Below are 14174 nucleotides of genomic sequence, written 5' to 3' on the forward strand. Positions count from 1 at the left end.
TCTGCACAATAGAAATCATTGCCCATTTGCTGAAAAACCAAACGAGCCAGGATACAGGATTGATCTCCTGCATCTGAGGCTCGTTGGCATGTCTGTCTCTATATACTGTCCTATTTGAAATAGAGTTACTCTGTCCCCGTTAAAGTCTGACAAAGCAATCCTTTCTCCAGGAACGCCTTACGTGAGAATTACTGTATTACCCCTCGATATATACACCGATGGCTTTGCCTCCGGCTTCAATGCGTTGCATCGAATCATTCATTCCAAAGGTAACTTCGGTAACGAGCACATTCTCACGCAGCACATGATCGAAGGCCTTAATCGCTTCTTGTAAAGCAGCGTCCACATCCAGAGTCAAACGTACTCTTTTCTCAATCGGCAGATCCAGCTTCTTCCGTGTGTCTTGAACTGCACGAATGACTTCACGGACCCAGCCTTCCTGTTCGAGTTCTGCTGTGATCTCCGTATTGAGAGCTACTGTCAGACCATAGCCGGATGCCGAGGCAAAACCGGATTTGGCTTGTTTCTCCACCAGCAGTTCTTCACCCGTCACTTGCAGCTCTTCGCCTTCAGGTGAAACGACATTCAGAAGATTTTCTGTCACCACTTTACGCGTCTCATCTGCTGACATTCCCTTGAAGAAGTTCTGCAGGAAGCCTACGTTTTTACCGTATTTTTTACCCGCCACTTTCAGGTTCAATTTCAAAGTGAAATCAACGAAATCCGCATCATCATGCTCGGTACGAATAGTTTTGACATTGATCTCATCCTTGATGATCTCTTCATAACTTGCCAGATCGAAGCCTTTATCCAGGGAAACGATCAGTTCAGACAACGGTTGACGTGTCTTGATACCTGTTTCGTTACGGACGTTACGGGCAAGTTCAACGATTCGGCGTGCTGTCTCCATATCCTGCTCCAGATCCAAGTCAATCAGCGTTTCATTGGCAACCGGATAATCATCCATGTGCACACTCTCACCAGTAGTCAGGTTCAGATAGATATCTTCTGCAAGCATTGGTGTGAATGGAGCCACCAGCTTGGCTGTAGTCACCAGCACTTCGGTAAGGGTACGGTAAGCGTCCAGTTTGTCTTCTGTCAATCCGCTGCCCCAGAAACGGTCACGGGAACGACGAATGTACCAGTTACTGAGTTCATCTACAAACGCTTCAATGGCTTTGGAAGAGTTCAGATAGTCATTAACAGCCAGCGCTTTTTCTACAACGAGAATCAGGCTGTTCAGTCTTGACAAAATCCAGCGGTCCAGGTTGTGTGATGACAATTTAAACGGATGCTCCTGTGGATCAAATCCATCAATTGTAGCATACAGCGTCAGGAATGCATGGGTGTTGACCAGCGTATCCACCATTTTGGATTTCGCTTCGCCCACGATGCCTTTGGAGAAACGTTTGCTGTTCCACGGTGCGCTGTCAGACAGCAAAGCCCAGCGGAATGCATCTGTACCGTATTCTTCAATGACTTCCCAAGGATCGATAACGTTGCCTTTGGATTTGGACATCTTCTGTCCGTTCTCATCGAGAACGTGGCCTGTTGCCATAACCGCTTTGTAAGGCGCTTTGCCTGTCAAAAGTGTAGATACGGCCAGCAAGCTGTAGAACCAGCCACGTGTCTGGTCAATTCCTTCACAGATCATGTCTGCCGGATATTGCTGTTCGAATATTTCTTTATTTTCAAATGGATAGTGCTGCTGGGCAAACGGCATAGAGCCGCTGTCGAACCAGACATCGATCACTTCCGGTGTACGTTTCATTTCATATTTGCCACAAGAGCTCATGACTTTGACGTCATCTACATACGGCTTATGCAGCTCCAGATTCTCAGGCACGTCGCCGATGGCACGAGCACGCAGTTCAGCGATGCTATGCGGAGCGAATTGTTCACCTGTCTCTTCGCACACCCAGATGTTCAGTGGCGTTCCCCAGTAACGGTCACGGCTGATATTCCAGTCTACGAGATCTTCAAGGAACTTCCCGAAACGCCCGTCACGAACGTGGCCTGGGTACCAGTCTACTTCACTGTTATTGGCGATCAACTGATCCTTGATTGCTGTTGTTTGGATAAACCAGCTGTCCATTGCATAGTACAGAAGTGGTGTATCACAACGCCAACAGAACGGATAGCTATGCTCATATTTTTCTTTGCTGAACAAACGTCCTTTTTCAGACAAGTATCTTACGATATCAATATCGCAATCCTTAACAAAACGTCCGGCAAAATCAGTTACCTGTGGCACAAACTTACCTTCCAGGTCCACCATGTTCACAAAGCTGATGCCATGCTCACGACATACACGATAGTCATCTTCACCATGTGCTGGTGCCATGTGTACAATCCCTGTACCACTTGCATCGGTTACAAAACCTGCACCCAGGATGATATTTGCTTTCTCAGCCTGTACGTAGTTAAACGGAGGATCATACGTTTTGCCAACCAGGTCAGAACCTTTCAGGGCACCGATGATTTCATACTCCCCTTTGGCATCCTTCATGACTTTCTCAACAAGATTAGTCGCCATGATGTACACTTCGTTGTCCTGACGAACACGGGAGTAGTCCATATCCGGGTTCACGGCAAGCGCAACGTGTGAAGGCAATGTCCAAGGGGTCGTTGTCCAGGCAAGCACGAATTCGCCGCTGTCATTCAGCTTGAATTTGGCTGTAGCACTGAGGTCTTTCACGTCTTTATACCCTTGCGCTACCTCATGGGAGCTAAGTGTAGTCTGACAAGACGGACAGTAAGGACTCACGCGGTGACCGCGATACAGCAGACCTTTTTCATGAATCGTCGCCAGAATGTTCCACACACTTTCGATGTAATTGTTGTCGAGTGTGATATACGGATTATTCATGTCGGTCCAGTAGCCGATACCTTCGGTCAGATCGCGCCATTGTTGTTCGTATTCGAACACGCTCGCTTTACATTCGTTAATGAATTTCTCCACACCATAATCTTCGATTTCCCACTTATGGGAGATGCCCAGCTTTTTCTGAACACCCAGTTCTACAGGCAGACCATGTGTATCCCAGCCTGCTTTACGAACGACGCGGTAACCCTTCATCGTGTTATAACGTCCCACAAAATCCTTGATTACCCGTCCCAATACGTGACCGATATGCGGTTTACCGTTGGCTGTAGGCGGCCCCTCGTAAAATACGAAGTTCGGCTTACCTTCGCGGTTTTCGATGGATCTTTTGAATGTATTCTCGGTTTTCCATTTGTTTAACACACGTAGTTCTCTGGCACGTGCTTTCTCTTTGACGTCAACTCGTTGCATGATAATCTTCCTTTCGAGATATAGTTGTGGACCGTCCACAAAAAGCGTTTCAATCCCCCTAAATCCCCCTTACCAAGGGGGACCCCATAGGCGCTCCGCCCTCTGGACACCAGGAATGGGTTGTCTTTGGCGGGAACTGCGGCGGCGTTGGCGAGGGTGTGTATGTTGGAGTCGGCCCTCATGCGGCTGTCCCCTTCGGGAACGCCGCAGGGCCTTACCGCGAGAAGGGAGTTGCCGGACGCTTCGCTCTTCCGGCGGCGGGCTCTCTCCTTGAGGTCCCTTCGGGCCTCATGTACGTTCGCTGCTTTTTTTGGACACAAAAAAACCTCATCCCTGGAAAGGGACGAGGTTGTGCTCGCGTTACCACCCTAATTCTGTTCATCACAAACCACATCCAATATAAATTGGGTATGCTCTGTCATCAACAGCGCTTATGCCCCGCTTAACTACAGCAGGGTGCCGATATAACGTTCGGCTCACGGTTTCGCTTACACACGGCCAATCCTACACCGCTTCAGCGTCACTTCTCCGGGGAGATATTCGGCTATAACTCATCCATTGGCTTGCACCAAACGCCAACTCTCTGAGGGATGAGATCATAACGTACTGAACCCGTCATGGAATCACTATTCATTATGAATATAGTTATAGCCTCTTTACAGGCAAAAGTCAACCAGGCGGATAGACTAATAAATTTCCTTCATTTCCCGCTCACGGTCACGGACTTCCTGCTCCCGGCTCTCCAGCGCTTCCCAACCATCCTGAGTCAACAATTCAAGCTGTGCTTCCACAAGTGTACGGAAACGAGCACGATAGATGGACGCCTGCTTTTTCAGCTCTTCGACTTCCAAAGCAATTTTGCGTGATTTAGACAAAGATTCGTTTACGATCCGGTCCGCATTTTTCTCGGCTTCCTTCACGATCAACTGTGCTTCTTTTTTCGCATTGTTCTTCACATCATCCGCAGCTTCCTGCGCAATGATGATCGTTTTGCTCAGCGTCTCTTCAATCGTTGCAAAATGATCAAGTTTCTCCTGAACGGACAGCAACTGATTGCTCAGCTCTTTGTTTTCGCGAATGACGCCTTCGTAATCTTTGATGACTTGATCCAGGAATTCATTGACCTCATCCTCGTCATACCCGCGCAAACGTCGGGAAAATTCCTTGTTGTGTATGTCCAGCGGCGTTAATGGCATGCTGTCCACCTCCTGTAAAAGTTCCTTCCCGGACTGAGAAGGTTTGCAGCATATGGGTTCCACCCAAGGGGCCGTATATGTGATGCCTAATCCTGGCACTAACACGGAATGCAGGATCAGACTCTGATCCTTTGGCGGTCATATCAACCTTTGCACTTTAATGTATATCGGAAACACCGAATGTTTTTTGCACCTTTACCTTAAACATTTCGACAAGAAAGCGGGTTTTCCTGCAACACTCTTAGGCAAATTTGCCGATTTTTACGCGGCAGCGTCCCTTTTTGGTCAACCCATCCTGTTCCATCACCTTGAATCGACCAAATCCTTGAATGGATACCACATCTCCCGCTTTTAGCGCTTTGGACGGATCTTCCTCCACTTTCCAATTCACCCGACAGCGGCCAGCCTTGATCGGAACGAGAACTTTACTGCGGCTAAGCCGATACACATCTGCACAGATGCCATCCAAACGCAGGGAAGCCACGGTAATGTCCATCGTCTCCAGTTTGCTCTCGGACCATTTCAGCTGATCCAGTGCCAACAACTCCGTAAACACATGTACTCGATGCACCTGATTCAGTTGAAGCGATAAAAAAGCGCCGGTTTCAGACGCCACCACAGTATGGCACCCGTCCTCCAGCACTTGAATATCACCGATCTTGCCACGTTTCATGCCAAGCCCGAGCAGGGCACCCATATAGTCCCCATGCTCCAGCTCTTTGATTTTCTGATCGTCAGACGTAATGCTCATCACCTGCATACCCATATCTTCATCGTCCAGATATCGATAATCCGGTGCAATCAGCGCACGCTTACGTTCAGCTGTTTCATAACCACCATCCAGACGAATCTGTACATCATCTCGACGGTTCACAAGCGTTTGTAAAATAAAGGCCTGTCTGGGATCAAGAAAGTCAGTTAGCTTCATGTCATGATACTTACCTGCACGTTCAACCCAGTCTGAGGCTTTATCCACAAAATCCCGCTCGTCATGACTAAAATGCTCGTAAATTTCACCGCTCATCTATGTTCACCCTACCTTAATATACAAAGTATCGGAGGATGGAGATCAGCCCATTAAGCGCGAGTTGAAGTACGATCAACGCCACAATCGGTGAAATATCCAACACACCGAACAAAGGCGGAATAAATCGGCGGAAAGGTCTTAAATATGGTTCTACAAACTTACCTAGCCATTCACCGATGAAACTCTCCCGTGCGTTGGGAAGCCATGACATCAATATGTAGACAATGACCATGTAAAAGTAAATCTGGTATAACGTGTACAACACGCTTTCAATCTGATACAAAAGTGGCTCACCTCATTCTGTTATAATCTTGCTCGCTGTCAGCCAGTATTTCCGTAATTGATCCCTGAATTTCAACCGTATCTGGCGTACAGAGAAAAATGTTGCCGCCAATTTTTGAAATACCGCCTCCCAGTGCATACACTGTGCCACTCAAGAAATCAATGACGCGAAGTGCCTGATCCTGACGCACCCGCTGCAGGTTAACTACAACTGTACGATGGGAGCGCAGATGGTCAGCAATCTCTTGTGCTTCGTCATAAGAACGCGGTTCATAAAGGACGACTTTAACATTTTTCTGGGAATGAATGCTCACCACATTATTACCCCTTTGGTTTCTACGTTTGTCTAGACTTGAGGTTTCAGCTTCCTGCTGATCAGGATCATGTTCCTCTTGTGCCGCCATACGCTCACGTTCCACAATCTCTTCCTCTTCCTGAAGCCCGAGGAAATTCATAAACTTATTCATTACGCCCATTGCGAACCCTCCTCTTTTCCTACGAGAATCGATCCAAGCCGAACCCAGGTTGCCCCTTCTTCAATCGCCACTTCAAAATCATTGGACATGCCCATCGACAACTCGGTCAATGGCTCCGCTGTCAAAGCTTGTCCATTCAAATGGTCTCTAAGCTCACGCAGTCCGCGAAATACGGGACGTGTAAGCTCCGGATCTTCCTCATGGGGTGCCATGGTCATCAGGCCGATGACCTTCAGGTTGTTGAACGAACTGATTTCACGCAAAAAGGAACTCGCCTGTTCAGGCTGCAAGCCATACTTGCTTTCTTCACCCGAAATATTCACCTGCAATAGTGTTTCCACCTGGATGCCAAGAGACGCCGCCTTTTTATCCAACTCCTTGGCCAGGGACAAACGATCCAGTGAATGTATGTAACGGAATTTACCGATGACGTCCTTCACCTTATTCGTCTGTAAATGACCGATAAAATGCCAGGTTCCCTGCTGACCGAATGCTTCCCATTTTGTTTGTGCATCCTGCCAGCGGTTTTCGCCAATATGCTCAAGACCGTGGTCCAGCACAGCTCCCGTTGTTTCAAGTGAGACGTATTTCGTGACAGCAATCACATTCACATCTTCACGTTGACGGCCACTGCGCTGACACGCGGCTTCGATCTTCTGATTTACCAGTTGTATACGCTCCTCCAATGACACAGAGGGTCACCTCTCTTCCAGCCCAATCCAGCTCGCCATTCTCCCGGTAATGCCATTTTCTTTACGATACGAGAAAAATAGCTCGGGATTGCAGCTTGTACACCAAGTTGTACATTCGATATGATCCGGCAATATTCCTGCTTTCATCATAATGTGTCGATTGCATTCTTTCAAGTTTAACATCGTTTTGCCATTTGTGGCAGGCCGATATACTTGATTAGATGCAGAGTTCTTGTATTCATCATTACCCGAGGAGTGGTCCAACCAAACCCGTACATGCTGCATAACCACTTCATCCACTTCATAACAGCAATCCCCAATGGAGGGACCTATTGCAGCATGGATATCCTGTCTGCGACTTCCGTATTCCTGCTCCATCTTTTCGACCATCGATTCGGCTATACCGGCAACAGTACCTTTCCATCCGGCATGAGCAAGCCCCACCGCTTGTTGTACGGGGTCATAGAAATAAAGGGGTACACAATCTGCATAAAAGGAAGTCAGCAGCACACCAGGCACATTGGTGACCAAACCATCCGTATCCTGTAATGCAGACTGTCGATCCAGCAAACCTTTACCCCGCTCTTCAGCCGTGATTACAGCGACATGTTTACCATGTACCTGTTCTCCACAAGTCCAGGATTCCAAAGGGAAACCCAGCTTTTCAGCCACAAGTTTGCGATTACTCAGCACGTTAGCCGGATCATCACCCACATGATAGGCACAGTTTAGACTGGCGTAAGGTGTGCTTCCAACACCACCCTGCCTTGTCGTAAAACCGGCTTTCATATGCTTAAACTGCAATTTCCACGGCTCCACATATAATAACAACGGGTCAGGACCCCAATTTGAGTTCTGGCTTCTCGACCGTATTTCCTTATCCAAAATAAACGGTTCCATCTTCTCACCTCACAACTTCCAGTGTACCAAATGAACCCCGTTCTGTCTCGGTTATATCGTTCGACGCTGGTTCCGATTCAACCGTTCAATACGTTCCACCCGGTCCACCCGGCCGTTCTGCTCGTCATACAAGCGGGCTTCACGGTCACGCTCATCGTAGTTATTTTCCTTCATTTCATCCATTTTAACCAAAATCACATCCGAACCGATCTTCACAATGTTCCTCCAAGGGATGATTAGATCCGTTCCCCCGCCGAATAGCCCCATAAAACGGCTGTAACCTGGCACAACAATTGCTTCAATTCGTCCCTGCTTCAGATCCAGTTCCAAATCGCTAATCTGACCCAGACGTTTGCCATCCGTAATGTTAATAACATCTTTGGTTTGAAAATCCGAAATTTTCATCCCGCTACCGACCGGTTCACCTGTGTTCACTTTCATTTGGTCCCGCCCCCCGATTAATCCGCTTCTGCCCGTTCTCCGCTTCTATACAATATATGTTTCATACGCGAAAAATGTCCTCTTTTTCGAAGGAAAGGCAATGGAACAATTCCAAATCCCTCTGATGTCGAAATCCAAAAAGCAAAAAGACGATCAAAGGGATATTTTTTCCCTTTGATCGTCTCCTTGCTTACCCCTTGTTACGACTTCACATGTTTCTGCATTTGTTGTATCGCTGATTTCTCCAGACGGGATACCTGCGCCTGGGAAATGCCAATTTCATCAGCCACTTCCATCTGGGTTTTCCCTTCGAAAAACCGCATCGACAGAATCATTTTCTCCCTTTGACCGAGACGGTGCATCGCTTCACGCAGTGCAATTTCCTCAATCCAGGACACATCCTTGTTTTTGTCATCACTGATCTGATCCATCACATAGATCGGATCTCCACCATCATGATAGATCGGTTCGAAGAGCGAAACCGGGTCCTGAATGGCATCCAATGCAAAAACCACATCTTCCTTCGGCACATTCAGTACCTCAGAAATTTCAAATATCGTCGGTTCACGGGAATTTTTATTCGTCAGGCTGTCACGCACCTGAAGTGCTTTATAAGCAATGTCCCGCAAGGAGCGAGATACCCGAATTGGGTTATTATCGCGCAGGTATCGACGGATTTCACCGATAATCATCGGCACCGCGTAGGTTGAAAATTTGACATTCTGGGATAAATCAAAATTATCAATGGCTTTCATCAGGCCGATACATCCAACCTGGAACAGATCATCGACAAACTCTCCCCGATTGTTAAAGCGCTGAATGACACTGAGCACCAGGCGCAGGTTGCCATTCACTAATTTCTCTCTTGCTGAGCGATCATGGTGTTGCTGTAGGGAATGAAACAATTCCCGCATTTCTATGTTGGTGAGGACAGGCAATTTTGCGGTGTCCACGCCACAAATCTCGACTTTGTTTCGGGTCATCGTGACTTACCTCCCAAGGAGAAACATTAATGTACATTATCTCCGGGGCAGGCTATTTTATTCGCACTTGGCATCCTTGCCATTAATACCCATTATGAAAAATGCTCCTGTTCAGACCATCTTGTTGAACTCCTTTCGGAGTCTTTTAATGATTCTTTTTTCGAGACGAGAGATATAGGATTGGGAGATTCCAAGCAGATCGGCGACATCTTTTTGTGTCTTTTCCTCCCCATCCGTCAAGCCAAAACGAAGCTCCATAATCATTCGCTCACGCTCGGTTAATTTTTCCAATGCTTTATGCAAAAGCTTCCGGTCTACCTGTTCTTCGATATTCCGATAGATTGTATCGTTCTCTGTACCGAGTACATCGGATAATAATAGTTCATTTCCATCCCAATCAATATTGAGTGGTTCATCAAAAGAAACTTCTGTACGAATTTTACTGTTACGTCTCAGGTACATCAAAATTTCATTTTCGATACAACGGGAAGCATAGGTTGCCAGTTTAATTTTCTTTTCCGGGTCAAATGTATTAACGGCTTTAATCAACCCGATCGCACCGATGGAGACCAAATCCTCGATATTGATACCTGTATTTTCGAATTTGCGTGCGATGTATACCACCAGTCGCAGGTTCCGTTCAATCAGCATGGCACGGATCGCGGAATCCCCTGAAGACAACTTTTGCAACAAAAATTCTTCTTCTTCACGTGTTAATGGGGGCGGTAGCGCCTCACTGCCTCCGATATAATAAATCTCTTCACTTTTCAAACCAAGCAGAAATAATAAACGATAGTACTGCAGCTGCGCCACCAGTTTCCATTTTACAAGCATGTACGTTCCTCCTATACCACATTCAGCGGCTTTTCTGTTGCTCCCGCAGAGATAGCCGTAGACTGCGCAGAAGCAGCGTCTTGCACAAGCACAGGGTGAATCACGGCCTGGTATTTTCCATCGGATGACAGTACGCCCCCGTCCAACCCTATTAATACCTTTGTCGTCTCATAACACATCTCATCCATCGTTACCTTCACCCGGTCTGGCTTCATCGCCAGCATAAATGCAGTTCCTTTGTTAATCCCCCGATAGGGTACAAGCCTTAAACGATCCTGCCAGTGGAAATCCTCCTGATCGAGCTCCATGATAAGGTTGTCCGGCGCCTCATCCTTCAACCTGCCCTTCCATGCAGCAGGCAGCATGTCTTGCCATAACGATACCTCCATTACCATGACGGGCATACGTGAAAGGGGATCTGTGAGTTGATTTCCTGTATCCAGAAGGCCTGTACAAGAAATAGTCACATCATCAATAAAAACCTCCACTTTACCCAAGTACGTTGTCATTCGGTCTGTTTTTCGTTTCGAGCTCTGCACGGCTTTGAATAGAAAAAGCACGGCAAAAAAGACAACAAACGTGAACCAAAAGGCAATTTTCAAATCAAAAGACATTCCACCTGATGCCGTAAACCAAATGCCGTTGAACAATTCCCCAGAGCTTTGCAGCATGTAGTGCACACCCAGAATTCCCCCTGCGGCGACAAAATTGATTACATAGAAGGTACCCAAGGTCCTCATAAATGCCTGAAGACCCTTAAACCCAAATGCAATACTCAGCATCACCAGAGACAATCCAAACTTGATCAAAAAGGTGAACATAAAATCAAACTCCGGTACAAACATCATGACTACGTACAGCGCACCCACGATCGCGGACAGCAACCATCTCCACCAGACCAGCTTCGTTTTGCGCATCCAGGCCGTCAGTCCGATGAGTGCACCGTCAATACACAGGTTCGTCAAAAAAATAAGATCCACATATACAACCACATTCTTCACCTGCCTGCGCGCAACATATCGAAATAACGTTATCCCGATATTCATGAGCATATTCACAAGTATAAGGAGCTCACTTTTCAAAGTCTGTCTAATCATGGGGGGATCGTTCCAACTTTTTTTGTCGGAATTGCTCAGACCCGTTGTTCAGGATTTGTTCAATACGATGTGATAGGATAATAAAAAACAAAAAGACCCGGTTACTCCTATCAGGAGTACCGGGTCTTCATTGAAATCTATTGGAGTATTAATCGTTGTTATTATTGCGTGAACGATTGCGCAAAAATGTCGGAATATCCAGCTGATCATTGCTCGGCTGATTTCCGAAAGGACGCAGGTTCGGCGAACGGTTATCCGCAGGCTCACTTGCTGGAGCAGGTTTGCGTCCAGGTGGAGGCGAAGCAGGCTTGTCCTCAAATCCGGTCGCGATAACTGTAACCTTGATCTCCTCTTTCAGATCCTCATCAATGATGGCACCAAAGATCATGTTCACTTCCGGATCGGAAGCTGAAGTAACAATCTCAGCTGCTTCATTGACTTCATACAGGGACAGGTTAATGCCACCCGTAATGTTCATGATGACACCACGTGCACCTTCGATGGACGTTTCCAGCAAAGGACTCATGATGGCTTTACGAGCTGCTTCAGCTGCACGGTTCTCGCCAGTCGATTCACCGATACCCATCAGCGCAGATCCACGCTCGTGCATGATCGTTTTGACGTCTGCAAAGTCAAGGTTGATCAGACCCGGTACAGCGATCAAGTCAGAGATACCTTGTACCGCTTGACGCAATACATTATCTGCTTGACGAAACGCTTCAAGCATTGGGGTCTTTTTGTCTACAATCTCAAGCAAACGATCATTTGGAATGACGATCAGCGTGTCCACTTTTTCCTTGAGAGCTTCGATACCTTGCTCTGCATGGCTGGAACGTTTACGTCCTTCAAATGTGAACGGGCGTGTTACAACACCCACGGTAAGTGCGCCGCACTCTTTGGCGATTTCGGCAATAACCGGAGCCGCACCTGTACCCGTACCGCCGCCCATACCCGCTGTAACAAATACCATGTCTGCACCTTTCAAGGTGTTCATGATCAAGTCGCGGGATTCTTCCGCTGCTTTTTTACCTACATCCGGGTTGGCGCCAGCGCCAAGACCACGGGTTAATTTATCACCGATTTGCAATTTATGCTCGGATTTCGCGAGGTGCAACGCCTGAGCGTCCGTATTTACCGTAATAAATTCTACACCTTGTACACCGTTTTCGATCATACGGTTGACTGCATTGCTTCCGCCGCCGCCTACACCGATGACTTTAATTTGAGCCAAGCTCTCCATCTCGAAATCAAATTCCAACATATTATTCCATCTCCCCCTCAATGTGCATGGATGGCCCGTCCAATTTTTGATTGAACCGAATCAATTTCATATATCGACGAACGAAAGCGTTTATTTTATAACCAGCGCATTCAAACGGCTTCAAGAATTGTATGAAATGGATTCAACCTGTTATATAAATTCGCTGAACATATTTTTCAGCCGTTCGAACAGACCTGGTTTTTGCTCCGATTCCTGGGCCGCATTCGGCTTAGGACGGTTGGTCGGTTTTTTGTTGTTATTATTGTTGTTGTTATTTCCACCGCCGTTGTTGATCGAGGGACGAATACGCAAACTGCGGATTACACTGTGCAAAATGCCGACTCCGCTCGTGAAGCCAGGGTCACGCACACCGATATAATCCGGCACCGCAACTCGTACCGAAGCAGCAAGCTCATGCTGAGCTACCTGCAGAACACCCGGCATAGAGACCGTACCTCCCGTTAGTATATAACCTCCAGGAAGATCATTGTAACCAAGACGCTTCACTTCTTGAGAAATCATCTGGAATATTTCTTGAACCCTCGGTTCGATAATAGCCGCCAGATCCTCTTGAGAGAATTCCTTGTCTACGTTGCTGCCGATCCGTGTTACTTTGAACATGACATCCGCAGCAGCATCATCCAGCCATGCGCAGCCATATTTCAATTTTACCTTTTCGGCTTGATCTGTTAATGTGCGCAGACCATAGGCAATATCATTCGTTACAAACTCCCCACCAATAGGTAGCGTTGAAGTTGCAACGAGACTGTCTTCTTCGAAGATGGCGATGGTTGTAGCCCCTGCTCCGATATCAACAAGCACGGAACCCATCGTTTTTTCATCCTTGGACAATGCCAGCTGACCTGCTCCAAGTGACATGAGTACCAAATCACTTACTTTCAGACCCGCTTTTTCCACGCAGCGCAAAAGATTATGTATCGCGGTTTTTGCACCCGTAATGATGGTCGCCTCTACTTCCAGACGAACACCAATCATACCACGGGGGTCCTGTATGCCCTCCAAGCCATCGACAACATACTGCTTGGCTACAACATCAATAATTTCCCGTTCCGGTGGAACCGCAATCACTTCGGCTGCTTTCAACACCCGCTCCATGTCTTCTTCTCCGATTTCACGATCCTCGTTAGATACTGCCACGACACCGTGACTGCTCATCAGTCCGATATGATTTCCCGAGATTCCAACATATACTTCGGATATTTGAATACCTACCATACGTTCTGCGTGATCCACTGCATTACGGATCGATTGCACCGTCTGATCGATATCTACGATTACACCTTTGCGAATTCCCTCCGAGTCGGCAGATCCAACTCCAATAATATTAAAGGTTCCATTATTCATTTCCCCAATAATAGCGCGAATTTTGGATGTACCGATGTCCAAACTAACAATGATGTCATTGTTGCTCAAGTCTGTGGCACCTCCTGACTCCAAATAGTAAAATACGTTCGGGTTTAAACACTCTTAAAATATATTCAACACACTTTAGGCTTTCCCTCTTTTTTCTACAATTTTTTTGGGTGCCAAGATCTGGTTGCGAGACATAAAACCTTGAAGAAAAAAGAAGGAGGCAACTCAAGTGCCATAAGTTCAAGTGTATCATTTTTTCTTCGTCTCAGAAAGAACAACTTTCATTGGATAAAAGGGGCTAAACCCCGATCCCGCC

Annotated in this window: 13 protein-coding genes and 1 other annotated feature; all 13 genes read right to left on the reverse strand. The window is 47.0% G+C overall.

The genetic code is table 11. The annotated features are described in order from the left end of the window. Positions 1–196 precede the first annotated feature (196 nt). Positions 197–3295, reverse strand: a complete 3099-nt coding sequence (ileS, locus tag CRO25_RS19865) for an isoleucine--tRNA ligase (RefSeq protein WP_079696189.1) — start codon at positions 3293–3295, stop codon at positions 197–199. A gap of 336 nt (positions 3296–3631) precedes the next feature. Beyond that, positions 3632–3923, reverse strand: a binding site (T-box leader). Positions 3924–3981: 58 nt separating this feature from the next. Further along, positions 3982–4491 carry a DivIVA domain-containing protein gene (locus CRO25_RS19870; RefSeq protein ID WP_063566974.1) on the reverse strand — a complete coding sequence of 170 codons (510 nt, stop codon included), beginning with the start codon at positions 4489–4491 and terminating at the stop codon, positions 3982–3984. A 241-nt stretch (positions 4492–4732) separates the two neighbouring features. Next, positions 4733–5515 carry an RNA-binding protein gene (locus CRO25_RS19875; protein WP_063566975.1) on the reverse strand — a complete coding sequence of 261 codons (783 nt, stop codon included), beginning with the start codon at positions 5513–5515 and terminating at the stop codon, positions 4733–4735. 16 nt (positions 5516–5531) lie between these two features. Further along, positions 5532–5801, reverse strand: coding sequence for a YggT family protein (locus CRO25_RS19880; protein ID WP_301290087.1), 270 nt, complete (start codon positions 5799–5801; stop codon positions 5532–5534). Between the two features lie 7 nt (positions 5802–5808). Beyond that, positions 5809–6276, reverse strand: coding sequence for a cell division protein SepF (locus CRO25_RS19885; protein ID WP_063566976.1), 468 nt, complete (start codon positions 6274–6276; stop codon positions 5809–5811). Further along, the gene (locus CRO25_RS19890; protein WP_079696190.1) at positions 6267–6968 is read right to left on the reverse strand and encodes a YggS family pyridoxal phosphate-dependent enzyme; all 702 of its coding nucleotides are present in this window, start codon (positions 6966–6968) and stop codon (positions 6267–6269) included. Before CRO25_RS19890 ends, CRO25_RS19885 begins: the two co-directional genes overlap by 10 nt. 6 nt (positions 6969–6974) lie before the next feature. Then, on the reverse strand, positions 6975–7868 hold the full coding sequence (gene pgeF / locus CRO25_RS19895; RefSeq protein WP_079696191.1) for a peptidoglycan editing factor PgeF: 894 nt from the start codon (positions 7866–7868) through the stop codon (positions 6975–6977). Between the two features lie 51 nt (positions 7869–7919). Further along, positions 7920–8273, reverse strand: a complete 354-nt coding sequence (locus tag CRO25_RS19900; RefSeq protein WP_063567037.1) for a YlmC/YmxH family sporulation protein — start codon at positions 8271–8273, stop codon at positions 7920–7922. 236 nt (positions 8274–8509) lie between these two features. Continuing rightward, a complete protein-coding gene (gene sigG / locus CRO25_RS19905; protein ID WP_063566979.1) occupies positions 8510–9292 on the reverse strand; it encodes an RNA polymerase sporulation sigma factor SigG in 783 nt (260 codons plus the stop codon). A gap of 111 nt (positions 9293–9403) precedes the next feature. Then, positions 9404–10126, reverse strand: a complete 723-nt coding sequence (sigE, locus tag CRO25_RS19910; protein WP_017687308.1) for an RNA polymerase sporulation sigma factor SigE — start codon at positions 10124–10126, stop codon at positions 9404–9406. An 11-nt stretch (positions 10127–10137) separates the two neighbouring features. Beyond that, a complete protein-coding gene (spoIIGA, locus tag CRO25_RS19915; protein WP_079696345.1) occupies positions 10138–11118 on the reverse strand; it encodes a sigma-E processing peptidase SpoIIGA in 981 nt (326 codons plus the stop codon). A 253-nt stretch (positions 11119–11371) separates the two neighbouring features. Next, entirely contained in the window at positions 11372–12484 is a 1113-nt protein-coding gene (gene ftsZ / locus CRO25_RS19920) for a cell division protein FtsZ (protein ID WP_063566980.1), read from the reverse strand. A 150-nt stretch (positions 12485–12634) separates the two neighbouring features. Further along, positions 12635–13918 (reverse strand): cell division protein FtsA, encoded by a 1284-nt coding sequence (gene ftsA / locus CRO25_RS19925; RefSeq protein ID WP_063566981.1) that lies wholly within the window; start codon positions 13916–13918, stop codon positions 12635–12637. Positions 13919–14174: the final 256 nt, after the last annotated feature.

Source organism: Paenibacillus sp. RU5M (assembly GCF_900221055.1).
GTDB classification, from domain to species: domain Bacteria; phylum Bacillota; class Bacilli; order Paenibacillales; family Paenibacillaceae; genus Paenibacillus; species Paenibacillus marchantiae.

Excerpts from the sequence above, each read along its gene's own strand:
- ftsZ (WP_063566980.1), bottom strand. The coding sequence starts at position 12,484 with ATGTTGGAATTTGATTTCGAGATGGAGAGCTTGGCTCAAATTAAAGTC.
- CRO25_RS19900 (WP_063567037.1), bottom strand. The coding sequence starts at position 8,273 with ATGAAAATTTCGGATTTTCAAACCAAAGATGTTATTAACATTACGGAT.
- sigE (WP_017687308.1), bottom strand. The coding sequence starts at position 10,126 with ATGCTTGTAAAATGGAAACTGGTGGCGCAGCTGCAGTACTATCGTTTA.
- pgeF (WP_079696191.1), bottom strand. The coding sequence starts at position 7,868 with ATGGAACCGTTTATTTTGGATAAGGAAATACGGTCGAGAAGCCAGAAC.
- CRO25_RS19885 (WP_063566976.1), bottom strand. The coding sequence starts at position 6,276 with ATGGGCGTAATGAATAAGTTTATGAATTTCCTCGGGCTTCAGGAAGAG.
- ileS (WP_079696189.1), bottom strand. The coding sequence starts at position 3,295 with ATGCAACGAGTTGACGTCAAAGAGAAAGCACGTGCCAGAGAACTACGT.
- sigG (WP_063566979.1), bottom strand. The coding sequence starts at position 9,292 with ATGACCCGAAACAAAGTCGAGATTTGTGGCGTGGACACCGCAAAATTG.
- CRO25_RS19870 (WP_063566974.1), bottom strand. The coding sequence starts at position 4,491 with ATGCCATTAACGCCGCTGGACATACACAACAAGGAATTTTCCCGACGT.
- CRO25_RS19875 (WP_063566975.1), bottom strand. The coding sequence starts at position 5,515 with ATGAGCGGTGAAATTTACGAGCATTTTAGTCATGACGAGCGGGATTTT.